This window comes from Longimicrobium sp. (assembly GCF_036399255.1).
Classification (GTDB): Bacteria; Gemmatimonadota; Gemmatimonadetes; order Longimicrobiales; family Longimicrobiaceae; genus Longimicrobium.
Genome location: NZ_DASWNM010000068.1, coordinates 38545 through 63882, shown reverse-complemented (window position 1 = coordinate 63882; position 25338 = coordinate 38545). Strand labels below are relative to the sequence as shown.

Sequence of the window (25338 nt, the reverse complement as noted above, 5' to 3'; positions counted from 1 at the left end):
GAGGAACCAAGATGATATTCAGCTCGCTTTCTCTGTCTGACTCTGTTCCTCTGTACGATTATTCTCTTTAAGGATCTGGTATCATTCTGAAGAAAGGCGCCGTCTCTGTTCTTCATCCGTGGACAGGGCCTCCCTCGGTGCCGCCGGGCGGCGGCAGGTCCATGGCGCTTCGGGCCTACGGAGTGTCGCCCTCCCGGCTGGCCGCGAATCCGCCTTCGCCCAGCGTCTGCCGGCAGCCGTTGTTGACCCCAAGCGCGGACGAGCCCGTCGATACGTCCCGGTACTGCAAGGCGCAGGTCAGCACCTGCGGCCTGTCGGTCCTCCTTGGAAAAGCCGCCCCGGGGAGCCATGCCACGTTCGTCTCGGTGGTCAGCATGCGACGGTCAGCCACCACCTCTTTCCCATCCTCCCGGATGGCAGGGTTCAACAGCTCGGCCTGCGGCTCGCCCCATCCAATCGGACCGCTGATGCCGCCACCGGCCAGGCTCAGCCGATAGATCACGGTTCCGGCGGAAACCGCGGTGGTCGTGGTGCCGCGGCAGTGCGTGTTGAGCGGCAGTTCGTACCTGTAGTTCCCGTGACTGATGAGCTCCGTGGTCTGGCAGGTGGCCCACCCGCCCGCGGCCGTGGTCCCGATCCGCTGCGTAACGAAGACGTACGCCACGTCGCCGCGCGGAGAGTAGGCGGCACGCGCCGTGGAAAAGCGGTAGCCGTTCGGATCGCCCGTGGTGAGACAGGGATTTGCCTGCACGCGCTGCAGGAAGTCCTGGTAGGCGATCCGGACGTCGGTGTGCGGCGAATTGCTCAGCGCATCGGCCTCGGCGCTGGGGACACTCACGAACTCCCGGATGCAGAGCGACGTACCGTCATCATAGGGCGCCGTGATCATCCCGGGCAGCGTCTGCGTTCCGGCGCCGGTGCTGAGTCGGAAACGAAACTCCACCGTGCCGGCCGTACGCGTGGAACGCACCGAGAGCGTTGAGTCCCCGTCGTGGGACGCCGCCAGCCGCGAGAGATAGGAACCGTTCGATCCGGCCGGGAGCCCGGCGCCGGGAAGCGGACCATTGGACCACGTGCCGGCCGCCCACTGCATCATGTGGTTTCCGCCGCCACCCGACACGTGCACCAGCTTGCCGCCGTGCAGCGCGTTGAAGCCGTACGGCGAGGGCGACCCTCCCACGCTGAAGAGGGGCTCGCCGACGGTCGCCGCGGTGTCGCGCTGCGCGTACATCGTCCCGTTCAGCATCCACAGGCGGTTGCCGCAGAGCGGTGCCCCCGCACGGCGGCCGGCGAGGATCAGGCTCTCACGGGCGTTGAGGATGGGAGGTCCGCTGCCAGCCACCCGTCTGCCACCACGAATCGCACCATCGATGATGAGATCCCGAACTTGTGACGCGGTCAGGGCCGGATCGAAAGAGAAGAGTTGACCTGCCAGGCCAGCCACCATGGGAGCAGCATACGAAGTACCCTCTCCGCTCGTAATCGCGCCGTTGCCCCCGATCACGTGCACGTCTTCGGCGGGAGCAGAGATCCGGACCACGTTGCCCGTGTTCGTACGCGTGTAGTACCCGTCTGCGCGGTTGCTGCCGCCGACCACCAGTACGGCCCATCCGTTGAGGGAAGCGCTGTCCGCTGCGATCCGGGCAGCATTCCACTTCGCATCCATGTTCAGGTTGCCCGCCGAGAAGACGACGAGGGGTTGGGACGCCGCCGGGAGGCTATCCATTGCCCGCCGGAACCCACGGTAGAGATTTCTGATCGTTGCGGCGTTTGCCTGCTGCGTGGTTGGGTCCGTGACCGTATCCGGGTTCATCGCCCCCCACCGATAGCCGATGGAGACGTTGATTACGCGCGCACCATCGGTTCCGGCCTGACGGATGTTGTCCCACACGTCCTGCCAGTCGCCGGTGCCCCCTTCCGTGTGATCGTACATCCTCAGCTTTGCACGCCACATCATCCCCGCAACCCCGACCGAGTCGTTGCCGAACCCGGCGGCGATGGCCGCCACGCTTGTCCCATGGTCAACGCTGTCCGCGTACGCGTCCGCGGCTTCCATAAGGCTGCTGTTCCTGGTGAGGTCGGAGACCGTGTGAAACCCGGTATCAACGATGCCAATTACGGTAGAAGTGTCGCCCGTGCTGCACCCCCAGGCGAAGGGGGCGCCGACACGCTCGAAAGCCCAGTTTGCTCCGTCGGCAGAATCGGGATTCAACTGCCAGCTCCGCCAACCAGCCGTATCGTAGGGCCGAGCAAAGTCCGGAGCGGGACGCGTGGTGAGATACCCGGATGCGTATTCGATCTGAGGCAGGTTCTCCAGTTGGCGGAGTGCGTGCCCCAGAAGGCTGGTATAGCTGCTGTCCGGTGTGGGAATCCGTACGAAATACGCCCCTGTCTGGCCACCGACGACCTCACCGCGGATGAGATCCACCGCGGCCTGCCGCTCCTCCTGCGTCGCTCCACCCCTGAACTCGACCAGAACCACGTTCTTCAGGCACGTGCCTGTCAACAACGAGCCACAATCGATGCTGTTCGCGGGGTCATAGAACCATGCCGGCTTGAAGTCCGGAGCGGTCTGCGGCACGCTTTGCTCGACCGGCGTGCTGGTGAAGAACCTCACCGTAAACCCGAACGTCTTCACACCACGCGGAACGTGGAATGCCCAGCGTTTCGGGGCCGAGGCCGCCCGGGGCGCCAGGATCGTGTCATAGTGGTAGTACGGCTGCTGGGCACCTGTAAAGTTCTGGTGCCCGTCCGGGTTCCGGACCGTGACGCGAGTGGTGCTGTCACCCGGGCTGGTGACCATGGGTGCCGTCTCGAAGAAGACCTTGATCCCCGTGATTGTCTGTCCATCCGGTGTTCCGATCGGGTACCCAAACCGGTTCTGCACCGAGACGTCCACGGAAACCGTTCGCGACCGCGGATCGACGGCGACATGCGAGGCTCGCAGCCTGATGTTGTCGTCCAGGTCCAGGAGCGCGAGCGACGGGCCACCCGCGGGGCTCGGCGTTCCGCATTCCACGCTTCGATCATCTACGTAGATCCTGCATTCCACGGCCGCCACCAGTTCCGAGCCGGGAGCCGGTATCGAATGGGTGGGAGTACGGTCGGTGCACGCGAAGCAGGATAGCACGAACGCCCAGGCGATCATCTGGTTCCTGCGGAGCAGGGGTGACATGGAGGCCCATTACCTTTCAATGTGGGTCGTACAGGCAGCGCATGGAAGGTGGGTGCAAAACGAAGTCAAGGCTATCGGATTACGAACGGGCTTATTTCCGGCGAAGCTCATCAGACAGCGTACGGATCCAGCGTGGTAGCGTTCTCCTCTCGGGCAAGGTAGAGCCGTTCCGCCTCGGAAAGTAGAAAATCGTTCCATGCCCTTGCTGCTCAGGCGGTAAAGCGTGCAGCAGCGCCGCGCGGGCAGCACCCTCCGGCTCGGTCAAAGGCCCCAGCCCTCGGAGGCTCCCCGCCATGCGAGTGCAGCCAGGTGAGCCATTTCCCTGGCCGCTCCGGGCTCGCGGGCAATTGCCGCCTGTTCGGCCTGGCGTCCGCTGGTGAGTGAGACCCGGAGCCAGTCCCTGGCTCTCGCGGCGGCGCGGGCCAGTTCCAGCAGCGTGCGTGATGCCTGCCCGCCACCCCCGGGTTGGTCCAGGAGCGCCCAGGCCGCGCTCCACGCATCTTCGTAAAGCCGCCGATCCCTGGCCGCCGCCGCGTGCGCGATCAGCGCGAGTGTAAAGGAACGGTCACCCGGTACGTGGCGGCCGGGCAGCAGCCGCTGGAGGATGGGCAGGGCCCCGCGATGGTTTTCCCTTGCAACCAGCAGCTCCGCCAGATCGTGGAGCACTTCGGGGACGCGCGGGTGCCCGCGTCCGTACGCCCGTATGGCCATGCGCGCATGGCGCTCCGCATCCTCCATCTCCCCCGTGTCCGCGTACAGCAGGGACAGCCCGTGCAGGGCCGCGGCGCGCAGCTGCAGGTAGCCGTGGCGACGGCATGCCCGCGCCGCCAGCACGAAGCAGCGGCGGCTTCGCTCCGGGAGCCGCTTGCGGCGGTAGAGGGTGCCCAGTTCCACGTACGACTCGGCGTAGGCGTACCAGTCGTGTGAGCGCCGCCCCAGCCCCGTGGCGCGCCGGAGCCACGTTTCGGCACGCGGAAGACGGCCCCAGCGCGCCGAGAGCCGGCCCACGGCGCTCGCGGCCGCGGCGTTCCCGGGCACGGCGAGCGCGCCCGCCTGGGCAAAGGCCACGGCGGTCCCCATCGCCCCCCGCGCGGCAGCCCACCGCGATACGGCGGCGCACGTGGCGCTGACCGCGTCCGGGTTCGCGGAGGCAGGCTCGTCCACCACGCGGGCGAGCGCGGACAGGTGCGCCGCGATCTCCGCGTCTCCCCCGCAGCCACCCATACGCTCCAACCGCCTGCCCAGAGCCGACGGCGCGAACAGGCCGTCGCGCCGGTCGTCCGGGACCGCCGCCCAGAGCGTAACGTCGCGAAACGCAAACCACAGCGAGCCCGCCAGCTCGCCTTCATGCTCGAGCAGGATGTGCCATCCCTCCAGCGTCTCGTCCGGCTCCCGCAGAATGGCGGGCGGCACGCACCACCGGCGGGAGTCCTGGCGACGTTGCGCACCACGGCGCGCGCGACGTGCGCCCGTCATGGAACGGGGCTTCCCATGGCGGGATGGTGGTTGCGCCCATCATCACGAAGCGCGGCGGCGATCGCGAACGCGTCCGGCTCCTTCGCCTGGTGCCAGACCAGCGGGTGCACGGCGGCGCCGGTGACGGTGAGCCGATATACGACGACGGGAGCGGACGTAAACGAGTTGGGCGGCGGCGGCAGTTCGCGCCGTTCGGCGAGGCAGTTCCTGACGACCCACGCGAGGTCGTCGGACATGAAGATGCGCTCGACCCCGGTTCTGTCCGCCTCGTCCCGCAGCCACCCGGAAAGCTCCCGGCAGGTGCGCCACTCGGGCTCTCCACGGACCCGCGGACGGCGCGACGTGGAGTTGTGGAAGGCATGGCGCATGGCATCCAGCGCAACCGCCTGCCCCGGACGCAGGTACACCCTGCATCCGTGTTGCCCATGGCCGGGGCGAGCCACGGCGTGTTTCTCATCGTTCAACTCCGCCACGGCACGCGCCGCTTCGTCCGCGGCGCGGTAGATCCACACAGGAGTGGATGCGTCCGGAACGCTCACGTCCTCCCGCACCAGCTCCCCACGCTGGAAAGCCGACCGGAGCTCGTCGCCCGCACCGTGGACGCCGGCCGCGTTCGCCACGTCGGCGGCCGTTACCCAGCCAAAGGCGCCGCGCAACTCGTATCCACCGCCGCGTTGTGCCAGACTACGCAGGTACCCGAGGAGGTGGACACCGCGGAAAACGGAAGATTTAGCCAAGGGGCTGTCGGGCACGGAAAGGGAAAACCGCGCGCGGAAACATCTACAGAATCCGCCGCAGCTAACCGATAACCGGGCCGCCACCGGAGCGTCAATCCACCCGCAGAACATCGTCAAACACGACGAATAGAGCCGCTAAAGAGCGGTTCACCTTGCGTTGCTGCGTGGACTGGGGCAGACGATACGACCGAGGGAGGCGGGAAAGGTAGGCACTACTGTGGCGCGATGGGGGCGCTTGCGGCAAATTGCTGCGATTGTTTCTCTCTATCCGCCCACGTTCCCTGCGCTCCCGGAGGCTGGCATGAAGCGACTCATCCTGAAATCCGTACGTGTTACGGTCCTGGCCGCATTGGCGGCGTGCGGGTCTCCCGAGGCGGGCCACCCGGTCGCGGTGGAGCCGGGGGCTTCGTATACCGAGGCCGCGGCCGCGGAGGCTGGGCCGGGCACGTTCGGCTCAGGTCATGGGCCGGCGGCCGCCAGCCCCGCCACCGCGTCGGCCGATTCGGCGGGCAGAGGGCCAGGCACCTACGGCTCTGGCCATTGAGGCCCTACAACAAAGCCGCTCCGTCACATCGACGGGGCGGCTCGCTCTTGCAGGGTCTGGAGCAACCAGCGGGACAGCGCCTTCACCGTGTCCGGCGGCTCCAGCGGGACCAGCGGGGCAGTCGGTGTTCGTACCTTGCTCAACAGCGCCTCCGCCTGCGCTTCGGTAGATGACTCGCCCCGTTCTCGCGCGAGGGCAAGCGCGCGGGAGCCAACGTCATGCGCCTGCGCGGCCAGGCCGAGCAGGAGCGCACCTTCGCCGATGTTTACGTATGCTTCGGCAAGGTGCTCATTCGGCCTGGGTACGTACGCGGTTACGCCCTGCCACGCGTCGAAGAACACCTGGCTTTCACCCAGGCCCGCAGCGGCACGCCCCAGGTTCGCGAGCAGTTTGATCCGCTCCTTCGGATGCGTAATCAGCGGCACCGCCGCCAAGAAGACGGGGTACGCGGCGGAATAGAAGCGCTGCCACGCCCACAACTGAGCTACGTCATGCGCGAAGTAGGGCATCCGGCCATGCTGCCGCCCGTAGAAGCCGAACGCGGCCAGGGCATGGTCCTGCGCCTCATCGAACTTTCCACGTTCGAGCGCGAGCGTCATCAGGTTGTGGCGAGCGGCGCCACCCTCTTCGCGAAGGTGGAATTTTCGGGCGGTCCGCCACGCGCGCACGAAGAAGCGGCGAGCGGACGCGTGCCTGCCGCGCTGGAACTCCATGTTGCCCCAGCTCAGATAGCCAGCCGCCTGCGCCGGCCGGTCAGCATGCGCGCGTGCGAGGTCGATCCCTCGCTCATACCAGTGCCGGGCCCGTTCGTAAACCGCGTATCGCCGGTTCACCCGACCGGCGGCCAGTGCAAGCAGCGCATCGTCCTCGGAGGCGGAAGCAGCGAGCTCAGCAAAGTAGATCGCGGTGCTGGCAAGCCCGCCTTCATTCTCAGCCCATTCGCTGATGGATGTACAGGCCTCGGCAACAGCGGCGGAGCGCACCGATTCCGGATGGGTCCACAGGCCCCGCAACGCGGCGGCCGCACGCGCCGAAGGCCCTTGAAGATCGAGCACGCGGGGAGCGTCAGGCCAGAACAACCCGGATCGCTGATCCGGCGGGGTTTGCACCCAGAGCGCAACATCACGCGCCCAGGTGAACAGCGCACCACGTGTGCCCTCCAGCTCATCGAGCAGTGCGGCGCCTTCGAACGGGCGCGTGGCGAGCGACGGCCCGGGCAGAATGCGCCGGTGCCGTTTTCTTGCGCCTGTCGGCTCGGGCCGCTCGGTGAGAAGCATGAACGCGGGTGCGTGTGCAGGAGTGCGCCATAGGAGCGCCCCGGAAAGCTAGTCCGCAAGTAAACAGTCCCGCAAGCCGCCCACGCGCCCACTCACCCCGCCAAAAGTGAACAGCTGCGAGGCAGCGCCCCGCCCTTTCCAATCGGCCCGCACCGTTCCGTTTCGGGGCCGAGGCCTCACCGCTCATCCAGTCTTTGTCGATCAGTGGCGCCACAGGGGACGTTCCGCGCTTCCGGCTGCTACGCGCCGGGTATCCACGATGCGAAGGGGGCGGCGCTCTCGTGGCGATCGGAGGGCCACGGGACGGCGGCGCACTCAGGCGCCGGGCTATTCCCTACGGAGGAGAACGATGGACATGATGAAGCGGCTCATTCTGGTTCCGGCGATCGCCATGCTGGCGGCGTGCGGCGGCGGCGACGAGGGCGACGCGGCGGCCGGCGGCACCGGCGGCGACACCATGGGCGCGGCGGGCACCACCACCGGCACCACCACGGGCGCCACCACCGACCCGGCCATGGGCGGCACCACCACCACCGACCCCGCCATGGGCGGCACCGGCACCATGGGCGACACCACCGGCATGGGCGCCGGCGGCACCATGGGCGGCACGACGGGCACCACCGGCACGACGGGTGGCACCACTGGCGGCACCACGACGGGCGGCACGGGAACGACCGGCGGAACCACCGGAACGACCGGCGGAACCACCGGAACGACCGGCGGCACCACGGGCGGCACGACCACGGGCACCACGCCCTGACCCAGCGGTCCACCAGACAGCCCGCCGCGCGGAGACATCCGCGCGGCGGGTTCGTTTTACCGCCGCCGGGCTCCCATTCCGCCATTTCATCCATCGAACCACTGGCGACGGAGTCGGAATCCCATTAATATGAGCTTAAGGAGCGTGCCCATTACTACATAAGTTTGGACGCCATGACCATCCAGAGCAAGATGGAACAGACAGACCCTGCGCGGCGGCCGCGGAGGCAGCGCACGCGCGGCTCGTCACGCCTGTGGTGCATTCCCCCCGTGATGCTGCGGGACCCGGGCGAGGGGCTGGAGCGGGCGGCGGTGCTGGACGAATCGGCGGGAGAGCTGGGGGTGCTGCTGTGGCGCACCGTGCGCGACGTGGAGCTGTGGGCGGCCACGCCGGCCGCCAGGCGGCGCGGGCTGTTTCACCCCGACGGCGCGGAGCACCGGGTGCGGCGGCTGGTGCAGACGGGGGTCCCGGCGCAGCTGGCGGAGCCGCTGGACGCCCTGGCGGACCTGCTCTCCACGCCGGAGCGGGTGAGCCCGGAGGCGCTGGCCCGCGGCTGCCTGCGCGTGGCGGAGTGGGCGGGCGGCACCGGCGCCCCGCGGACGGCGCTGGCGTACGCGCAGGCCGCGTCGCTGGTGCTGCCGGACGATGCGCACGCGGCGCTGCAGACCGGCGTGTGGGCGCTGCACGCGGGGCAGCGGGCGCGGGCGGAGGTGTGGCTGCGCCGCGTGGTGGGGCTGGGACGGCGGGCGGACGCGTGGGAGCCGTACGCACGGGCGCTGCTGGCGCTGGCGCAGCTGCGCGAGCGCGCGGAGGACCCGGAGCACGCCCTGCGCGACTACCGCCTGGCGTACCGGTCGGGGCTGCGCTACGGCGTGCGCGACGTGCGGCGGGGCGCGGCACGGGCGCTGCTGCGGCTGGCCGCCGGCTCCGGCGACGTGGAGGCGGCACGGGGATGGGCGGTGGCGGTGCAGCGCGCGTACCGGCCCGGCGCGCCCGACGCCGCGCCGCTGCTGCTGGAGCTGGCCCGCTTCTGGATCGGCGCCGGGCGCGAGGCGAACGCGGTTCCCGCGCTGCGCCGGCTGGCGCCGCGGGAGCAGGAGCTGGGCGCGGCGGACCGGCTGGCCGCGGCCGCCATGCGCGCCCGCGCGTACACGTCCGTGAAAAGGGACCCGGCGCTCGCCCGCGACGCCGCGGAAGAGGCGTTCACCCTGCTGCGCGACGTCGACGTCGCCGCGCCGGTGCAGCTGAGCGCCGCGGTGGACCTGGCCCACGCGACGGCCGCGCAGGGGGACGCCCCAGGCTTTGGCCGGGCGGTGCGCACGGCGCTGCGGCTGGCGTCGCTGGCGGAGTACGCACGGGTCCGCGAGGAGCTGGCGTCGCTGGCCCGCACGCGGCACCTGGCGGTGCCGCTGCTGGAGGCAGCGGCGTAAACGCGCGGCGTCAGGGCGGCACCACGGGCATCCCGACGACGCGCTGACTCAGCCGTTCACCAGAGAACTCGCCGCGCGGACCTGTCGCGCGGCGAGTTCGTTCTTTGCAGGCACCGGGTTCTGCCCAGGCTACGGACCCGCTCACGGCCGAACTCGCGGAGAGGGCGCTCCACCTCGCCACCCTTCGTGGAGAACGGACTGTCGCCGAACGATCCTCCACGCTTGCCCAAAGCGTCGGCTCCGGGCAGCCCGGCGACGCAGACCGCCCTCCCACCGACGAGATGCATGAGATGGCGGAACGGCTGGTCGGGCGTCTGCACCGGAGCGCCGCCACGCTGCTTCGATAAGTCAGTTCCCCGATCCCAGCGTTCCCACCCCGGATTCCTGCGTCGTGCTCTCGGCGCGCCCATCACCCGCCGCATTGCCGCCCCCATAAACTCCCGGGCCCTGCCGGTCCCCGCCTTCATACGAAGACGTCACCTCGTGCAGTAGCGGAACCGCCCCGTCCGCTTCGGGGCTCGTCGGCTCCGGTCCGCTGCACGCGGACAGCGCGAACAGGGCCATGATGGCGACGGAACGAGCAGCACGCTTCATCCTGACGACTCCAGTGAAGGGGCGGTAGCGAAGACCCGCTTCGCCTGCGGGCGAGGGCACATGCGCGACGTGGAGCTTTGGGCCGCGACGCCGGCCGAGAGACGGCGGTCTGTTTCACCCGAACGGTGCAGAGCGCAGGGTGCGGCGTCTGGTGGAGGCGGAGATCCCGCCGGAGCTGGCGGCCCCGCTGGATACGCTGGCGGCCATGCTCTCCGCGCCGGAGTGCGCCGACGCGCAGGTGGTGGCCCAGTGCTGCACCCACGTCGCATCGTGGGCGGACAGCAGCCGTGCGCGAGAGACGGCGCTGGCGTATGCGCAGGCCGCGGCGCTGGTGCTTCCGGGCGATGCGCGCGCGGCGCTGCGGACGGGCATCTGCGGTTCATGGTAGATCGAGTGCTTGTCCTGCGACATCGTCTCTGAAGCAGTGCACCGCGGCAGCCGCCGATCGATTGCTGCGCGCATCCCGCCGACCGCAGGAACATTGCGTAATACTATGGCGCGTTCCGGACTGGAGTTGTATTTATCCGGCGTATTTACTTCGTTCACCCGTTGGTTGACGAAGCACATCATGAAGGGTATGCCCAATTCAAAGCCCAGGGTCATTCCTCCCCTGCCCGGTTGGCCGCGCAAGGAGGCCGCGATCCTGGCTGAGGTCACCGACGCGGCGGTCGCGGTGGAACTCTGGGTGCAGCTTCGGCACGTGCGAGATTGGCTGCAGGCGGCGCAAGAGGGCGCTCAGGATCTATTCCACGAACACCCGTCGTCCAAAATCCTTGCACGGCGCGCCGAAGCACTGGAGGCGGCACACGGATTGGAGAACGCCCTGCCGGCGTTCCATGCACTCACGGATGGACTTGCCGACTGCACCAGCGAACGGCTCGCGGTCGCCTGTGTCGCGGTTGCCGACTGGGCCAACGAAGCAGGCTTCGGGACGACCGCCGCACAATTCGCGGCCGCAAGCACGCGCGCAGACCCGCAAAGCCCCGTATGCCACAACGTGGCCGGACTGACACATCGGAAAGAGGGGGAATGGTCGAGCGCTGAGCTGTACTATCTGCGCGCCGCGTACCTGGCGCGCGAGCAGAACAACGTGGACGAGCGAGTCTCGGCCCACATCGGTCTGGCCGCACTGTGGCTCTCGCGCGGACATCCCCGGCGGGCGCGCCGCCACCTGGACACCGCGACGAACGCCGCGACCCGCAGCGGCAGCCTGTGGCTGGCGGGACACGCGCAGCATGATCTGATGCTCATGCTGACGGAGTGCGGCGACTATGGCCAGGCAGAGCGCGCCGCTTCCCGTGCCGTCGGCCTGTACCCCCTCAACGACCCGCGCTTTCCCTATCTGGCCGCTGACTTCGCGTTTCTGCAAATCGCCCAGCATCGATATGCCGAGTCAATTCCCCTGCTGGAACGCTTTCTGGAGCTCGTCACCGAACCGGCCCAACAGGTCATCGGCTTGAGCCTGAAGGCACGTGCGTACGCCGGGGCAGGCCGCGTGGATGAACTCGACCGCGTCCGTGCTCACGTCATCTCGCTGGTTGCGGTTCACACCCAGGACAGGCCGGCTGCTTTCTACCATCTTGCCGAAGCCGCGCGTTCCTGCGGAAGGTGGCAGGCGGCCGAGGAGTTCGCGTCGCTAGCGCATGAGGAGGCCCGGCAGCGCGGAGACATTTCTGTCGCTCTCCATTCCGCGGCGCTGCTTTCGAAGATCGCGGCACGAAAGTATCCGGAAGCTTCGGCCGCACCGGACAGCACCACGACGCGGCGAACGACCGCGAACGCACTTTTCGTCCGTCTGGCCAGGTGGAACCCTGGTGCCAGAAAGGGGCGCAAGCGCACACGGCGCCGTAATCATTGGGCGGCTTAGTGCCCCGAGCCGTACCCCACCCCGCCCCTGTTCACAACCACGCCGCTGTCCGCCTCGATCGCGATTTCTTCTGAAATCGCGGCGGTGCCGGCTTGCTGGTCATGCCCCGATCCATAGCCAAGACCGGAGAAAGCTGCGTCCGCCTCCATCGTCCGTGTGGAAGAAACGGGCGAAGAGGAGCATGCGGAGGCGGCAATCATGCCGCAAAGGCTGACGCATCCCAGAAGGCTCCGCCTGACGTTCATCGTTCCTCGCTGGCTAGGGTGACATCTGCAGATCGGCTGCGTGCAGTACGATATGACTGACGCACCATTCCCGCCAGCCGCTACGGGCAAATACGCCTATGTCCATTTTCCGCCATCCACGGCGGGTACGCCAGCCGTCAACCACGCGAGTGTTTTCGGACTCGATGGGTCAATATCGTTGTGCAACCCGGCGAACCGCGGCGACGGTTTGCATGCTCGGGCTGCGTATGTAGAGTGACCCCTGGAGCGATTGGAATGCGGAAGATGGAAGCAAGCGCACACCGGCGGCCCACGCGGGCAGCGGGTCGCCCGTGGTGCATTCCGCCGGTGATGGTGCGCGACCCGGGCGAGGGGCTGGAGCGCGTGGCGGTGCTGGAAGAGTCGGAGGGGGACCTTGGCGTGCTGCTGTGGCGCACCGTACGCGACGTGGAGCTTTGGGCCGCGACGCCGGCCGAGAGACGGCGCGGGCTCTTCCATCCCAACGGTGCGGAGCGCAGGGTGCGGCGCCTGGTGGAGGCGGAGATCCCGCCGGAGCTGGCGGCCCCGCTGGATACGCTGGCGGCCATGCTCTCCGCGCCGGAGTGCGCCGACGCACAGGTGGTGGCCCAGTGCTGCACCCACGTCGCATCGTGGGCAGACGGCAGCCGTGCGCGAGAGACGGCGCTGGCGTACGCGCAGGCGGCGGCGCTCGCGCTCCCCGAAGATGCGCACGCGGCGCTGCGGACGGGTGTCTACGCGCTGGCCGCGGGGCAGCGGGCGCGGGCGGAGGTGTGGCTGCGCCGCGCCGTGGGGCTGAGCCGGCGCGGGCGGCAGTGGGAGCCGTACGCACGGGCGCTGCTGGCGCTGGCGCAGCTGCGGGAGCACGCCCGTGACACGGCGCGCTCCACGCGGGACTACCGCCTGGCGTACCGGGCCGGGTGGCGCTACGGAGTTCTGGACGTGCGGCGGGGCGCGGCGCGCGCGCTGCTGCGGCTGACGTCCGGCTCGGGGGAGGTGGAAGCGGCACGGGGATGGGCCGTGGCGGTGCAGCGGGCGTACCGGCCCGGCGTGCCCGACGCAGCGGCGCTTCTGCTGGACCTGGCGCGTTTCTGGATCAGCGCCGGCAACGAGGGGAACGCGGTTCCCGCATTGCGGCGGCTGGCACCGCGAGAAAAGGGGCTCGGCGTGGCGGACCGCTTGGCCGCCGCGGCGATGCGTGCACGCGCGTACGCAGGCGCCGGGGGCAACGCGGCGCTCGTCCGCGATGCAGCGGCGGAGGCGTTCACGCTGCTGCGGGACGTCACCGTCGCCGCGCCGGTGCAGCTGAAGGCCGCCGTGGACCTGGCCCACGCCACGGCCGCGCAGGGGGACGCGTCCGGCTTTGGCCGGGCCGTGTGCACGGCGCTGCGGCTGGCGTCGGTCACGGAATACGCGCAGATCCGCGAGGAGCTTGCGTCGCTGGCCCGCACGCGGCACCTGGCGGTGCCGCTGCTGGAGGCAGCCGCGTAATTGCGCGGCGCCGGGGCGGCCACCACGGGCATCATGTCGGCCCCGCTGACCCAGCCGTTCACCAAAGAACCCGCCGCGCGGACCTGTCGCGCGGCGGGTGTCCTGTGGCTTGGCCTTTCGAGAACGGATCGATGGCTACGCGGAGAATCGGGCGACGAACCGGTATTCTCTGTCGTATACCTCGATCACGCTGTGTTCACCCAGGCGGATGCGGTCGGTAGGGCGGCGAGGCGTGATCGGGACAAAATATCGATCGCCGGAACGATAGAACGCCACCTGATCCCCGGCTGTCAGCCCCCTCCCGCTCGATGCAATGGCTCGCCGGAGCGCAGCGCACGTTGGGCGGTCCGCCTCACCGGCCAGCGCGTGCACGTCTGACGCGGAGGATGACCCGAGATCCGCCACCTTGCGAAGCTCCGCGAGGTGAGGGAGCGACAGGAAGTTCGTTACGCGCGACTGTGCCTGCGGTTCAGGCGCCGGGCAGCCGGCCTGTCCTTCAGCCGATGCTGTCGGCCCAAGCCGCAACGCAAGAGCAAGAATCGCCGTGAGAAAGGCATCCATGAGATTGCTCCGGTTACGGGAAAAGAAGGGAGCAGTCAGTAACCGCAGCGAGTGATCCGAAAGGCGGTCTGCCCACCCGACGTGGTATACTTTGCGATTCCGGTGTGGTCTATGAAGAACCCCGTAGAAAGTCCGAGGTGCGCCAGCGCCTGGACATCTTCCGGGCTTGGCGTTCCCGTGTAGAACGCGTAGGCGCCGCCGCACATTCGCGCCTGCCCCAGCCGCCACGGATGTGTGTGGAACAGCGACACGAGATTGGCTGGCGGAGCCTCGAAGACGTCCACGCCGCAGGGTGTGTACACCGCGTTCTGAAAAGGGATCATCCGATAGTTGTCGGTGCCGTCTCGCACGATCCATCCGCCCATTTCGACGCCCTGCTGCACAGACTGCTGCCACAGGGCATCGAACTTTCCGAACACGTCCACATCATCCACGATCTTGTCGCCAGTTCGACAGGTATCGGTCGGGGGCGGCTCGCTCGGGGGAGGCTTGCTTGGAGAAGTCCCTGCTCCCCCACCGGGGGCACTCCCGCCGCTGATCGGGCAGGACTGGACCGCTGGACTGCGTGGATCAGAGACGGAGGTCATGCAGATGCCACCTCCTCCCTCACACCAGGAAAGGCTCATCCAGGGATCGCAACCCGGGTCTACGACGATGGGGGGCAGGACGCACACGCCGTCACCCACACACCCCTGCACATCAGCCTCCATCCGTGGCGCACCAGAAGGCATGTTCGGCGGCCGCTGACCCGGGAGCGTCGGGCTGTCTGCACACGCCCCCAACGTCACGAGCGCGCCCACGACCATAACAATGCGTAACATGAAAATTCGCATCATGCGTCCGTTGTCAGGCGGTTATACCCCTCTGCAGATTCGGTGAAGTTGCAGCGAACCAGTTGAGATCCTCCTTTCGCCCGATTTTCATTAGACGCGAGTTCCCAAAACAAGCGCTATATTAGGTACGTTTCAGGCATGCGTCAATCATGGCCGTGCGCACAGCGCTGCGGCTGGCGCCGGTCACGGAATACGCGCAGATCCGCGAGGAGCTTGCGTCGCTGGCCCGCACGCGGCACCTGGCCGTGCCGCTGCTGGAGGCAGCGGCGTAAACGCGCGGCGTCAGGGCGGCACCACGGGCATCATGTCGGCCCCGCTGACCCAGCCGTTCACCAAAGAACCCGCCGCGCGGACCTGTCGCGCGGCGGGTTCTTGTCGTCGGATTCTCTCCGGAATCTCGGCTCCCCCCGAACTGTCATTCCGAGGGAGCGCACGCCCGATACCTTGCCTGACCACGGAACCCGGCGCGCGACCGAGGAATCTACTTTCGTTTTCCTCGTGGCGCGTCGCGAGCCCCGGACCGGCCCTGTCCAGCGGTTTCGCCGCCGAACGAGCGGAGCGGGCCGCCGCGTCGGGCCTCGCGCGGACCGACAGCAGATTCCTCGGCCCTGCAGCCTGCACCGCGTCCCGCCAATGACCCTGTGGCCGGGCCTCGGAACGACAGTCCCTGGTTCATCCAGCTGGTGATCAGAGCGCCGCCGGCCTCAGGAAAGCCAACGCCGCCACCAGGATCAGCGGCCGGATCAGTCGGCGACGTTCTGGCCCTGGGGTCCGTCTTCCAGCACCGGCACCTCCTGGGTGCTCATCAGCAGCACGCGGCGAATGAGCTCGGCGCGCTGCAGCGTTTCTTCCGTCTGCTCGGCGTAGCGCTGGGCCAGCGACTCCTGCCCGCGCTCCCGCATGCGCGCGCCCATGCGGGAGGTAAGGGCGGCGCGCTCTTCCAGCGCGCGGTAGGCGGCCCACAGGGCGGCGTCCATGGACGCGCCCTGCCCCGCCAGCAGGTTCTCGATGGAGTAGGCGTGCCCCACGCGGCAGCGAAACCGCAGCAGCCCGCCCTCGTCCGTCTCCCACAGCGCGCCGTGGCACTCCGGGCAGGCGTAGCCCGAGGGCACGCCCGCCCGGGGGCTTTCCAGGGCATCACGGTACATCTCGGAGATGCCTACTTCGTCGTTCTGCTGCCTTGCCACGGGACCGGCTCCTTTCTGCTCCACCCGTTCGCCCACGCGGCGCACCAGCAGGGTGGGAATTTCGCTGAGCGGCGCCACGTGGTCCGCCTGCACGTGGCGCAGGGCGCTGGAGGGCATTCCGGCGTACAGCGCGTCGTCGGGATCCTGGATGATGGCCAGCCCGCCGGCGGACCTGACGGCCATCAGGCCGGCGGTGCCGTCGTCCAGGTTGCCGGTGAGCACAATGCCGATCACCCGCGACCCGTACGCCCGCGCGGCGCTGCGGAACAGCGGGTCCACCGCGGGGCGGGCGCTGTTCTCGCGCGGGCCGCGGATCAGCCGCACGAAGCCGTTCTCCACCAGCAGGTGCCGGTCGGGGGGGGCCACGTACACGCACCCCAGCTCGATGGGTGTGCCGTCCTCCGGGTGCATGGCCGTCATCCCCCCGCGGCGGGTGATGATGCGCGGCAGCACGCTGGTGGTGTGCGGGGGAAAGTGCACCACCACGAAGACGGCGGCCGCAAGGTCCCGCGGCAGCGCTTCGATGAGCGATGCCACGGCCTCTACCCCGCCCGCCGAGGCCCCGATGACGACGATGTCGCGCTCTTCCAAGTATCCTTGCTCCGGTGTATGCGGCAGACACGCCGACAGGGCCTGCCCAGGGAGCAAGACCCGTGCTCCCCCGGCCACACTCGGGCTGCGGGGGATCTGCCGGTTCTTCCCCGCGGCCGCAGGCACGTTTCGCCGTCCGGATGCGTTCGGGCGGCCCGGGAGAGGTGGAGCCACGCGGCGGGCGCATTCCCCGCGGTGGGCGGGCGGCATCAGGTGCTCCCTGTCCCCCGAGGCCACGCGGCGTTATGTTTACGGACCCCTCCCCCCGGCCTCTGCGGCCATCCCGACCGCACCGACCTCGTGGACTCATTCCCCGAAGGTGCGCCGATGCAGGATTCGTCCACTCCCCGCCCCCTCATCCTCATCGCGGACGACACGGAAGACAACCGCATCGTCTTCAGCGCCGTGCTGAAGCACGCGGGCTTTGCCGTGTTCACGGCGTCGAACGGCGCGGAGGCGCTGGACCAGGCCCGGATGCACCTTCCCACGCTGATCGTGCTGGACCTGAGGATGCCCGACATGAACGGCGACGAGGTGATCCGGCGGCTGAGCGCCCACCCCGCCACCGCCGACATTCCCGCCATCGTGGCAACGGCGGACGATGGCTACACCCCCGCACGGGCACGCGCCGACGGCTTCTGCGCCCACCTCGCCAAGCCCGTGCTGCCCAGGCAGCTGCGGCTGGCGGTGGAGCACTGCCTGAGCCGGTGGTCGCCCCGGGAGCGCTGGGTGGAAATGCCCGTGTTTTCGATGACCGACGACACGTAGCGCGGCAGGCACCTTCCGCTCGCGCCGGCGTCTTCTCGATGGATCCCGCGGCCACCTGTCATCCCGAGGGAGCGATGGCGGGCAAGCGTTTCCGCGGCCACGTGTCATCCTGAGTCACTCGCCGCTGCGCAGATCCTGTACGCGCCGCTACGGACGCACTCGGTTGACTTTTTTTCCCGCGCGGGGCACCTTGCCCCAGCCGGCACGCGCGGCGGCACGGCGCGGGCGCCGCACGCTCCGGCGGCGCCCGGAGTGAACACCCGCCCGTTTTCCGCCTTTGCGCCGGACCGCCAGCCCCGCGAGCCAGGGCCGCTCCCGGGGAGCCGTTTTACGCACGTCTCTTTGGAAGGGTCGTTCCGCCTGGTCCAGGATTCTGAAATGGATTCCACACGCACCACCGTGCTTCCCGTGATCGCCCTGGTGGCGTCCTCCGGGGGCCTGGACGCACTGAGCGAGGTGCTGGCCGCGCTCCCCGCCACGCTTCCCGCCGCCGTGCTGGTGCTGCAGCACCTGGAAAGCGGCCGCCGCAGCCTGCTTCCCGCCATCCTGGACGCGCGCACGGCGCTGCGGGTGCGGCCGGCGGCGGACGGGGACGCACTGGCGGCCGGCACGGTGTACGTGGCGCCGTCCGGGCACCACCTGCGCATTACCCCGGACCGCACCCTGCAGCTGACCGACGCACCGCCTGTCCACTTCTCGCGCCCCTCGGCCGACGTGCTGCTGCGGTCGCTGGCCGCCGCGGGCGCGCCGGTGATCGCCGTGGTGCTTACCGGCAAGGGCGAGGACGGCGCGCGGGGCAGCGTGTACGTGTCGCGCAGCGGCGGCACGGTACTGGCGCAGGACCGTGCCACCTCCCTTCACTTCGGAATGCCCGGCGCCGCGGCCCGCGCCGGCGGAGTAAGCGAAGTGCTTCCCCTGGCCGCCATCGCCGCGCGGCTGGTGGAACTGGTTCACGAGCTGGCCCTTTCGCACGCATGACGCAGCAGCAGCCACCCGGCGATCCGCAGTTCGAGTCCCTGCTGGGCTTTCTGAAGGCCAGCCGGAGCTTCGACTTTACCGGCTACAAGCGCTCCACCCTCATGCGCCGCGTGGTCAAGCGCATGCAGACGGTGGGCATCGAAGGCTTCGACGCGTACCGCGACTACCTGGAGCTGCACGGGCACGAGTTCGACGAGCTGTTCAACACCATCCTCATCAACGTCACCTCGTTCTTTCGCGACCCCGAGGCGTGGGACACGCTGGCCCGCGAGTTCATCCCCGCCATCCTGGCCCGCAAAGGTGCAGACGAGCCGGTGCGCGTGTGGACGGCCGGGTGCGCCAGCGGCGAGGAGACGTACACGGTGATGATGCTGCTGGCCGAGGCCATGGGCCCGGAGCAGTTTCGCGACCGCGTAAAGGTGTACGCCACCGACGCCGACAACGACGCGCTGACGGCCGCCCGCCACGCTTCGTACGAGGACCGGGACATGGAGGGGGTGCCGGAGGGGTTCCGCGACCGCTACTTCGAGCGGATGGGGACGCGCTGGACCTTTCGCGCGGACATGCGGCGGCAGGTGATCTTTGGCCGGCACGATCTGGTGCAGGACGCACCCATCAGCCACCTGGACCTGCTTACCTGCCGCAACGTGCTGATGTACTTCAACGCCGAGGTGCAGGCGCGCATCCTGGCGCGCTTTCACTTTGCCCTGGCCCCGCAGGGGGTGCTGCTGCTGGGCAAGGCCGAGATGATGCGCTCGCACGCCGACCTCTTCGTCCCCGTGAACCTGCAGGCCCGCGTCTTTCGCAAGACGGCGGGAAGCACCCGCGACCGGCTGCTGCTGATGGGGCGCGCGGGCGCGCGGCAGGCGGTTCCCGCGGCGCACGTGGTCAACGTGCGCGAGGCCGCGCTGGACGTGATGCCGGTGGCGCAGCTGGTGGTGAGCCCGCACGGGTTGCTGCTGCTGGCCAACGACTGCGCCCGCACGGTGCTGGGGCTGGAGCCGGGCGACGTGGGCCGGCCGCTGCAGGACCTGAAGGTGAGCTACCGGCCCGTGGAGCTGCGCTCGCGCATCGAGCAGGTGGTGGCGGAGCGCCGCCCCGTGCACCTGAGCGGAGTGGAGCACCCCGGCGCCGCCGACGGCGAGGTGCGCGCGTACGACGTGGAGCTGGCCCCGCTGGGCGCCGCCGGCGGCGAGCTGCTGGGCGTTTCCATCGCCTTCGTGGACGTGACCCGCCACGCGCGGCTGCAGTCGGAGGTGGAGTTTGCCCACCAGTCGCTGGAGACGGCGTTCGAAGAGCTGCAGAGCACCAACGAAGAGCTGGAAACCACCAACGAAGAGCTGCAGAGCACCATCGAGGAGCTGGAGACCACCAACGAGGAGCTGCAGAGCAGCAACGAAGAGCTGGAAACCATGAACGAGGAGCTGCAGAGCACCAACGAGGAGCTGGAGACGCTGAACGACGAGCTGCAGCGCCGCACCGCCGCGCTGAACGACGCCAACGCCTACCTCTCGTCGGTGCTCACCAGCCTTCGTTCCGCCGTGGTGGTGGTGGACGCCGAGATGCGGGTGCAGGTGTGGAGCCCCAAGATGGAGGAGCTGTGGGGGCTGCGGTCCGCCGAGGTGCGCGGGCAGCCGCTGCTGAACCTGGACATCGGCCTTCCCGTGGAGCACCTGAAGGCGCCGATCCTTGCCGTGCTGGACGGCCGCGAGGCGTTCCAGGAACTGGCCCTGGACGCCTTGAACCGGCGCGGCCGCGGCATCGCCTGCGCCGTCGGCGTGTCGCCGCTGCTCAGCGACCGCGGCGAGATCCGCGGCGCGGTGGTCCTGGTGGACGAAGTGGACGAACCAGCCCGGGTGGCGGCTCCCCATGCCGGCTGAGGGACGCGACCCCACCCCGCCCGCCGGGCCGGACGACCCCTCGCTGTCGTCGCCGCGCAACTTCGACGCGCAGGTGCGCCGGTCGCGCGACCAGCTGGCGGACCTGCGCCGCTCCGCCGACGGCGGTGCCGGCGCGGGCGCGCCCGACCCGCGGGTGGACGACGCCATCGAGTCGCTGTACACCGCCCTGGAAGAGCTGCGCGTCACAGAAGAAGAGCTGCGCGTGCAGAACGAGCAGCTGGCGCACACGCAGATGCTGATGGAGGTGGAGCGCGTCCGCTACGAGGAGCTGTTTCAGCTGGCGCCCGACGCGTACCTGGTGACGGACGCGGCGGGGATCATCGCCGAGGCCAACCACGCCGCCGCCGCCCTGCTGAACGTTCCCGCCCGCCGGCTGCAAGGCAAGCCGCTCACCGTCTTCGTCCCCGCCCCCGAGCGCCTGGAGTTCCGCACCCGGGTGGACCAGGGCGTGGCGCTGGGCCGCCTGGACGAGTGGGACACCTGGCTGCAGCCCCGCGGCGGCGGCGCGGCCATCCCCGTCTCGTGCACCGTGGCCGCCGTGCACGACGCGGCGGCGGGCGCCGCGGGGCTGCGCTGGCTGGTGCGCGACGTGCGCGAGCGCCGCCGCGCGCAGGACGTGGAGCGCGCCCTGCTGCGCGAGGAGGGGGCCCGGCTGCAGACGGAGGCGTCGCGCGCGCGGCTGGAAGCGGTGCTGCGGCAGATGCCCGGGGGCGTGATGATCGCCGAGGCCCCGGACGGGCGCATCGTGATGCACAACGCCGCCGCCGAGCGCATTCTGCGCCGCCCCATCCCCGCCGTGGAGTCGGTGGACGCGTACGCCGGCGCGGGAATGCTGCACGACGACGGCACCCCCTTCGCCGCGGAGGAGTACCCGCTGGCCCGGGCCCTTCTGCACGGCGAAACGCTGGCGGACGCGGAGGTGCCGTACCGCCTGGGGGACGGCTCCATCGCCACCCTGCGGCTAAGCTGCGCCCCCGTACGCGGCCCGGACGGCGCCATCGTCGCCGCGGTGGTCACCTTTACCGACGTGACCGAGGCGCTGCGGGCGGCGCGCACCGAGCACTTTCTGGCCGAGGTCAGCGAGGTGCTGGCCAGCTCGCTGGACCCGCGCGAGGTGCTGCAGCAGGTGGCGCGGCTGTGCGCCGGCAGCCTGGCGGACTACTGCATCGTGCACGTGGAGGAGGGCGACACGGTACGCGCCCACGGCGTGGCGCACGCCGACCGGGCCCGCGAAGAGCTGGTGCGCGGCGTCCTGCGCCGCTTTCCCGTGCCGGCGGACGCCGACCAGCCGGTGATGCGGGTGCTGCGCACGGGGCAGCCCGAGCTCATCCCGGTGGTGGACCGGGCGGCGCTGGACGACATGTGCACGGGGCCCGAGCACCGCGACATGCTGCAGGCGCTGGGGCTCTCGTCGGCGCTGGTGGTTCCCATCCGCGCCAAGGGGCGCACGCTGGGCGCCATCTCGCTGGCCCGCGGCGGCGGCGAGCCGTTCGGCGCGCGGGAGCTGGAGGTGGCGCACGAGCTGGCCCGGCGCGCGGCGCTGGCGGTCGAGAACGCGCGGCTGTACGAGCAGGCGCGGCAGGCCGTCCGCGCCCGCGACGAGGTGGTGGCCGTGGTCTCGCACGACCTGCGCAACCCGCTGAACGCCGTGCTCATCGCCTCCACCATCCTGGCCGAGTACGGCGACGCCGAGCGGCTGACGGAGCGCGACCGCAAGCAGGTGGAGATCATCCGCCGCTCGGTGGAGCAGATGACGGCGCTTACGCAGGACCTGCTGGAGGTGTCGTCGCTGGAAAGCGGGTCGGTAGAGATGCACCCCAGGGCCTGCGCCCCCGCCACCCTGCTGGGCGCCGCGGACGAGATGTTCCGCCCGGTCGCCGAAGACCAGGGGATCGCGCTGCGGGTGCACCCGGCGGAGGAAGGGGCCACCGCCTGCCGGGCGGACTACGGGCGCATTCTGCAGGTGTATGGCAACCTGGTGGGGAACGCCCTGAAGTTCACCCCCGCGGGGGGGCGGGTGGAGCTGGGGGCGGCGCGCGCGGCCGACTACGTGCGCTTCTGGGTGCGCGACACGGGCCCGGGGATCGAGCGCGAACACCTGCCCCGGCTGTTCGACCGCTTCTGGCAGGCGCGGCGCGGGGGCAAGGCGGGCGCGGGGCTGGGGCTGTCCATCGCGCGCAGCATCGTCGAGGCGCACGGGGGGCAGATCTGGGCCGAGAGCGAGCCCGGCCAGGGGAGCACCTTCCACTTTACCCTGCCGGTGGAAGCCGGCCGCGCGAACCCCGCTCCGGGAAATCCCAAGTAGTTGATATTGTTTCACTTACCCGTTAGATTACACACCGGACGCTTCCCGATCCACTCTCCTTTCCAAACGCACAACCGCAACGCAGCCGCCGCCCGGACCCGGGAGGCGCGCTTCGCCACGCGCCTGTTCAATGACGACGACGACCTATGCGACTCCGCACCTGCGCGACCTGCGCGAGGTGCTTCACGATGCCATTCAGCAGACGCAGGACGCCATCCGGCGCACCCGCGAGCTGCTTCGCCACTCCGACCGCCTGCTGGCCTCCGACGACGAGGCCGCGGCCCCGCCGGCCCCGGAGCCGGGTTGAGGCCGCGGGTGCGATTTGCGGACAAAGCAGACAAATCAGCCAGCGGGGCGGGATCACAAGGATCCCGCCCCGCTGTGTTCGTGGGGCTGAGATCCGATAAGCGGGTAATCCCGAATCGGGGAAAACAACACCTTCATAGGTACAGAGGAACAGAGCAGACAGAGGAACCAAGATGACATTTCAGCTCGCTTTCTCTGTCTGACTCTGTTCCTCTGTACGATCATTCTTTTTCAGGATCTGGGATAGCGACAAGCCCCGTCCCGGCGCGCACTACTTCCGCGTCGCGAGGGACGAGCGGAGGGTGTACACGGCGGCGCCCAGCAGGCCGGCCAGCAACCCGATCGCACCGCCCGCCCAGCCCCACTCCCCCGCCGTGGGCTCCACGCCGAACCCCTGGTTGAAGCCGTAGATGGCGCCGGCCACCACGCCGGCCTGCCAGCCGATGAAGGCCAGAAGGGCCACCGCCAGCAGCCTCCCCTGCATGCTCGCCAGGACGGACGGCGGGGGTGCGTCCGGCTCCGCGGGCGCGAGCACACGGCGCCGCGCCGGCCGGTCGGCGGGGATGGGGTGCGGGAAAGGAGGCCGCTCGGCCAGGGGATGGAGCATGGGCGGCGCGGGGGCGGGACGCGCGACGGGCGGTGCGGGCGCAGGCGCGGGACGGGCGGCCTCCTCCGCGCAGCGGTGGCAGGCGGGGCCGCTCAGCCAGCCGGTCTCGCGGCCGTGGCGGCGGCACCAGGCGCGCAGCGTCTCGCCGCACGCCTCGCAGGCGCCGTCGCCCGGCTTCTCGTGCTCCACGCCGCAGCTGGGGCACCGCTCCACAACGTGCTTCATGCGCAGGGTCGTGCGGGATGAATGGGGAAAGATGAAAGAAGCCTACTTCTTTGGCGGCACGGATGGATGGATCACGTAGAAAAAGGCGCTGATCCAGCCCAGCACCAGGCCCACGATCCCGATCGCCTTTCCCCAGGCCGGCGCCGCCTGCTGCACGGTGGCGGCCGCGAACACCGCGTAGAGGGCGCCGCCCGCCATCCCCACCAGCCAGCCGCCGAACCAGCTCAGCAACGTCGTGATCACCCCGATGCCGATGCGCACCGGCAGGGGCGGCGGCGCATCCGCTTTCGCAGGTACTCCCGCGGGCGAGGGCGCGACCTCGAGCGAGGGCGCGACCGCGGGTGAGGGGGCGATCGCGGGTGCAACCTCAGGTGCCCCTGGGACCGCGGGCGCGTCGACGACGAACGGCACCGGACCGCCGCGCGTCCGCGCCCTGACCTTCGCGCGGCGGCGGGGACGCGGGGCGGCGGGCATCGTCACGGGAAGCGACGGCGCGGGACAGGGGACGCGCCCGCGGCGGGCGCCCTCCTCCACGCACCGGGGGCAGGCGGGGCCATCCAGCCAGCCGACTTCCCGGCCGTGCACGCGGCACCAGTAGCGCAGCGCGCCGCCGCACGCATCGCATTCGTCCGCGCGGTCGTCGTGCTCCACGCCGCAACTGGGGCATCGCTCCACCACGTGACGCGCGGTCACCGCCTCACCTGCGGCCGGAGAAGTTGAAGTGCCCGACGGCGTAGAAAAAGCCGAGCAGCACGCCCAGCATGCCGCCGTACACGCCCCAGTGCACGGCCATGAGCGGGATGTCGCCCTGGGAGATCGCCGCCTGCATCCCCCCGGCCGCTACGCCGATCAGAATGCACACGATCACCACCCACAGCATCGACAGCAGCGCATCGAACACGCGCAGCAGCACCCCGGGACGCCCCGGCTCGCGCGCATCCACCGGACCGCGCGTGTCCGCGGGAGCCGGCGCAGGCACGGGCGCGGCGGGCGGCGGAGGCGCGGCCATCGTGCGCCGGCCCCGCGGCGGGGGCGCAGCGGCCGGCGGAGGCGGTGCGGCGGCGGGAACGGCCGCTCGGAGGATGCGGGCCGCCTCTTCCGCGCACCGGGGGCACACCGGCGAGGCCAGAAAGCCGATCTCGGGGCTGTGGGTGCCGCACCAGTACGGCGTGACCGACGACGGCGGCCGGGGCGGCGGCGCGGGCGGGGGCGCGGCTTCGTGCGGGGATGCAGTCGGCCGGGGCGGTACGGGCGACGGCGCCGCCGTGCGCGGAGACGCCGCCACGGGCACGGACGTGCGGGGCCGGCGGCGCGCTTCGTCCTCGGCGCAGCGGCGGCACTCGGCGCTTTCCAGCCAGCCGATCTCGCGGCTGTGCGCGCGGCACCAGTAGCGCAGCGCCGTGCCGCACGCCTCGCATCCGTCCACGCGCACGTCGTGCTCCACGCCGCAGCTGGGGCACCGCTCGATGATGTGCCTGGACAT

The 25338-nt window shown here is 70.1% G+C and carries 23 protein-coding genes; 11 read left to right on the top strand and 12 right to left on the bottom strand.

Annotated features, from left to right (window positions below):
* Window positions 1-175: 175 nt before the first annotated feature.
* The 4 genes from VGC13_RS10645 to VGC13_RS10630 all read right to left on the bottom strand — a co-directional run bounded on the left by VGC13_RS10645 (window position 176) and on the right by VGC13_RS10630 (window position 7209).
* On the bottom strand, window positions 176-3148 hold the full coding sequence (locus VGC13_RS10645) for a S8 family peptidase (protein WP_331125233.1): 2973 nt from the start codon (window positions 3146-3148) through the stop codon (window positions 176-178).
* Between the two features lie 288 nt (window positions 3149-3436).
* Window positions 3437-4651: a tetratricopeptide repeat protein gene (locus VGC13_RS10640; RefSeq protein WP_331125232.1), complete on the bottom strand. Its 1215-nt coding sequence runs from the start codon at window positions 4649-4651 to the stop codon at window positions 3437-3439.
* Window positions 4648-5403, bottom strand: a complete 756-nt coding sequence (locus tag VGC13_RS10635) for a hypothetical protein (protein WP_331125231.1) — start codon at window positions 5401-5403, stop codon at window positions 4648-4650. Before VGC13_RS10635 ends, VGC13_RS10640 begins: the two co-directional genes overlap by 4 nt.
* Before the next feature lie 552 nt (window positions 5404-5955).
* Entirely contained in the window at window positions 5956-7209 is a 1254-nt protein-coding gene (locus VGC13_RS10630) for a hypothetical protein (protein ID WP_331125230.1), read from the bottom strand.
* A gap of 349 nt (window positions 7210-7558) precedes the next feature.
* On the opposite strand from VGC13_RS10630, the gene VGC13_RS10625 reads away from it, so the two are divergent.
* Together VGC13_RS10625 and VGC13_RS10620 are read left to right on the top strand one after the other, a co-directional pair.
* Window positions 7559-7969, top strand: a complete 411-nt coding sequence (locus VGC13_RS10625) for a hypothetical protein (RefSeq protein ID WP_331125229.1) — start codon at window positions 7559-7561, stop codon at window positions 7967-7969.
* Between the two features lie 191 nt (window positions 7970-8160).
* The gene (locus VGC13_RS10620; protein WP_331125228.1) at window positions 8161-9399 is read left to right on the top strand and encodes a hypothetical protein; all 1239 of its coding nucleotides are present in this window, start codon (window positions 8161-8163) and stop codon (window positions 9397-9399) included.
* Between the two features lie 348 nt (window positions 9400-9747).
* On the opposite strand, the gene VGC13_RS10615 is transcribed toward VGC13_RS10620, so the two are convergent.
* A complete protein-coding gene (locus VGC13_RS10615; RefSeq protein ID WP_331125227.1) occupies window positions 9748-9993 on the bottom strand; it encodes a hypothetical protein in 246 nt (81 codons plus the stop codon).
* Window positions 9994-10132: 139 nt separating this feature from the next.
* On the opposite strand from VGC13_RS10615, the gene VGC13_RS10610 reads away from it, so the two are divergent.
* Both VGC13_RS10610 and VGC13_RS10605 read left to right on the top strand, forming a co-directional pair.
* Entirely contained in the window at window positions 10133-10381 is a 249-nt protein-coding gene (locus tag VGC13_RS10610) for a hypothetical protein (RefSeq protein WP_331125226.1), read from the top strand.
* A gap of 9 nt (window positions 10382-10390) precedes the next feature.
* Complete coding sequence (locus tag VGC13_RS10605) at window positions 10391-11860, top strand: hypothetical protein (protein WP_331125225.1); 1470 nt, start codon at window positions 10391-10393, stop codon at window positions 11858-11860.
* On the opposite strand, the gene VGC13_RS10600 is transcribed toward VGC13_RS10605, so the two are convergent.
* On the bottom strand, window positions 11857-12105 hold the full coding sequence (locus VGC13_RS10600) for a hypothetical protein (protein ID WP_331125224.1): 249 nt from the start codon (window positions 12103-12105) through the stop codon (window positions 11857-11859). The genes VGC13_RS10605 and VGC13_RS10600 overlap by 4 nt on opposite strands.
* Window positions 12106-12369: 264 nt before the next feature.
* Here VGC13_RS10600 and VGC13_RS10595 point away from each other — a divergent pair, with 264 nt between their 5' ends.
* A complete protein-coding gene (locus VGC13_RS10595; RefSeq protein WP_331125223.1) occupies window positions 12370-13593 on the top strand; it encodes a hypothetical protein in 1224 nt (407 codons plus the stop codon).
* 135 nt (window positions 13594-13728) lie between these two features.
* Here the strand turns inward: VGC13_RS10595 and VGC13_RS10590 are convergent, their stop codons facing one another.
* Together VGC13_RS10590 and VGC13_RS10585 are read right to left on the bottom strand one after the other, a co-directional pair.
* Window positions 13729-14154 (bottom strand): hypothetical protein, encoded by a 426-nt coding sequence (locus VGC13_RS10590; protein WP_331125222.1) that lies wholly within the window; start codon window positions 14152-14154, stop codon window positions 13729-13731.
* A gap of 35 nt (window positions 14155-14189) precedes the next feature.
* Entirely contained in the window at window positions 14190-14588 is a 399-nt protein-coding gene (locus VGC13_RS10585) for a hypothetical protein (protein ID WP_331125221.1), read from the bottom strand.
* Window positions 14589-15136: 548 nt separating this feature from the next.
* On the opposite strand from VGC13_RS10585, the gene VGC13_RS10580 reads away from it, so the two are divergent.
* Entirely contained in the window at window positions 15137-15259 is a 123-nt protein-coding gene (locus VGC13_RS10580; RefSeq protein WP_331125220.1) for a hypothetical protein, read from the top strand.
* 471 nt (window positions 15260-15730) lie between these two features.
* On the opposite strand, the gene VGC13_RS10575 is transcribed toward VGC13_RS10580, so the two are convergent.
* Window positions 15731-16765, bottom strand: coding sequence for a chemotaxis protein CheB (locus tag VGC13_RS10575; protein WP_331125219.1), 1035 nt, complete (start codon window positions 16763-16765; stop codon window positions 15731-15733).
* A 327-nt stretch (window positions 16766-17092) separates the two neighbouring features.
* Between VGC13_RS10575 and VGC13_RS10570 the strand changes: the two genes are divergently transcribed.
* The 5 genes from VGC13_RS10570 (at window position 17093) to VGC13_RS10550 (ending at window position 23024) form a co-directional block, all read left to right on the top strand.
* Complete coding sequence (locus VGC13_RS10570; protein ID WP_331125218.1) at window positions 17093-17533, top strand: response regulator; 441 nt, start codon at window positions 17093-17095, stop codon at window positions 17531-17533.
* 378 nt (window positions 17534-17911) lie between these two features.
* Window positions 17912-18511, top strand: a complete 600-nt coding sequence (locus VGC13_RS10565; RefSeq protein WP_331125217.1) for a chemotaxis protein CheB — start codon at window positions 17912-17914, stop codon at window positions 18509-18511.
* The gene (locus VGC13_RS10560) at window positions 18508-20391 is read left to right on the top strand and encodes a CheR family methyltransferase (protein ID WP_331125216.1); all 1884 of its coding nucleotides are present in this window, start codon (window positions 18508-18510) and stop codon (window positions 20389-20391) included. The genes VGC13_RS10565 and VGC13_RS10560 overlap by 4 nt, the downstream gene beginning before the upstream one ends.
* Entirely contained in the window at window positions 20381-22717 is a 2337-nt protein-coding gene (locus VGC13_RS10555; protein ID WP_331125215.1) for a PAS domain-containing sensor histidine kinase, read from the top strand. Before VGC13_RS10560 ends, VGC13_RS10555 begins: the two co-directional genes overlap by 11 nt.
* A gap of 130 nt (window positions 22718-22847) precedes the next feature.
* On the top strand, window positions 22848-23024 hold the full coding sequence (locus VGC13_RS10550) for a hypothetical protein (RefSeq protein ID WP_331125214.1): 177 nt from the start codon (window positions 22848-22850) through the stop codon (window positions 23022-23024).
* Window positions 23025-23294: 270 nt separating this feature from the next.
* Here VGC13_RS10550 and VGC13_RS10545 read toward each other — a convergent pair whose 3' ends face one another.
* The 3 genes from VGC13_RS10545 to VGC13_RS10535 are packed head-to-tail and all read right to left on the bottom strand — an operon-like array spanning window position 23295 to window position 25338.
* Window positions 23295-23855, bottom strand: coding sequence for a hypothetical protein (locus VGC13_RS10545; RefSeq protein WP_331125213.1), 561 nt, complete (start codon window positions 23853-23855; stop codon window positions 23295-23297).
* Window positions 23856-23897: 42 nt separating this feature from the next.
* The gene (locus tag VGC13_RS10540; protein WP_331125212.1) at window positions 23898-24548 is read right to left on the bottom strand and encodes a hypothetical protein; all 651 of its coding nucleotides are present in this window, start codon (window positions 24546-24548) and stop codon (window positions 23898-23900) included.
* A 4-nt stretch (window positions 24549-24552) separates the two neighbouring features.
* Window positions 24553-25338: a hypothetical protein gene (locus VGC13_RS10535; protein ID WP_331125211.1), complete on the bottom strand. Its 786-nt coding sequence runs from the start codon at window positions 25336-25338 to the stop codon at window positions 24553-24555.

What these genes read in the sequence shown, in the direction of transcription:
- VGC13_RS10645 (WP_331125233.1), bottom strand. Translation starts at nt 3,148, where the DNA reads ATGATCGCCTGGGCGTTCGTGCTATCCTGCTTCGCGTGCACCGACCGT.
- VGC13_RS10640 (WP_331125232.1), bottom strand. Translation starts at nt 4,651, where the DNA reads ATGACGGGCGCACGTCGCGCGCGCCGTGGTGCGCAACGTCGCCAGGAC.
- VGC13_RS10630 (WP_331125230.1), bottom strand. Translation starts at nt 7,209, where the DNA reads ATGCTTCTCACCGAGCGGCCCGAGCCGACAGGCGCAAGAAAACGGCAC.
- VGC13_RS10625 (WP_331125229.1), top strand. Translation starts at nt 7,559, where the DNA reads ATGGACATGATGAAGCGGCTCATTCTGGTTCCGGCGATCGCCATGCTG.
- VGC13_RS10620 (WP_331125228.1), top strand. Translation starts at nt 8,161, where the DNA reads ATGGAACAGACAGACCCTGCGCGGCGGCCGCGGAGGCAGCGCACGCGC.
- VGC13_RS10615 (WP_331125227.1), bottom strand. Translation starts at nt 9,993, where the DNA reads ATGAAGCGTGCTGCTCGTTCCGTCGCCATCATGGCCCTGTTCGCGCTG.
- VGC13_RS10600 (WP_331125224.1), bottom strand. Translation starts at nt 12,105, where the DNA reads ATGAACGTCAGGCGGAGCCTTCTGGGATGCGTCAGCCTTTGCGGCATG.
- VGC13_RS10595 (WP_331125223.1), top strand. Translation starts at nt 12,370, where the DNA reads ATGGAAGCAAGCGCACACCGGCGGCCCACGCGGGCAGCGGGTCGCCCG.
- VGC13_RS10590 (WP_331125222.1), bottom strand. Translation starts at nt 14,154, where the DNA reads ATGGATGCCTTTCTCACGGCGATTCTTGCTCTTGCGTTGCGGCTTGGG.
- VGC13_RS10580 (WP_331125220.1), top strand. Translation starts at nt 15,137, where the DNA reads ATGGCCGTGCGCACAGCGCTGCGGCTGGCGCCGGTCACGGAATACGCG.
- VGC13_RS10570 (WP_331125218.1), top strand. Translation starts at nt 17,093, where the DNA reads ATGCAGGATTCGTCCACTCCCCGCCCCCTCATCCTCATCGCGGACGAC.
- VGC13_RS10565 (WP_331125217.1), top strand. Translation starts at nt 17,912, where the DNA reads ATGGATTCCACACGCACCACCGTGCTTCCCGTGATCGCCCTGGTGGCG.
- VGC13_RS10560 (WP_331125216.1), top strand. Translation starts at nt 18,508, where the DNA reads ATGACGCAGCAGCAGCCACCCGGCGATCCGCAGTTCGAGTCCCTGCTG.
- VGC13_RS10555 (WP_331125215.1), top strand. Translation starts at nt 20,381, where the DNA reads ATGCCGGCTGAGGGACGCGACCCCACCCCGCCCGCCGGGCCGGACGAC.
- VGC13_RS10550 (WP_331125214.1), top strand. Translation starts at nt 22,848, where the DNA reads ATGACGACGACGACCTATGCGACTCCGCACCTGCGCGACCTGCGCGAG.
- VGC13_RS10545 (WP_331125213.1), bottom strand. Translation starts at nt 23,855, where the DNA reads ATGAAGCACGTTGTGGAGCGGTGCCCCAGCTGCGGCGTGGAGCACGAG.
- VGC13_RS10535 (WP_331125211.1), bottom strand. Translation starts at nt 25,338, where the DNA reads ATGTCCAGGCACATCATCGAGCGGTGCCCCAGCTGCGGCGTGGAGCAC.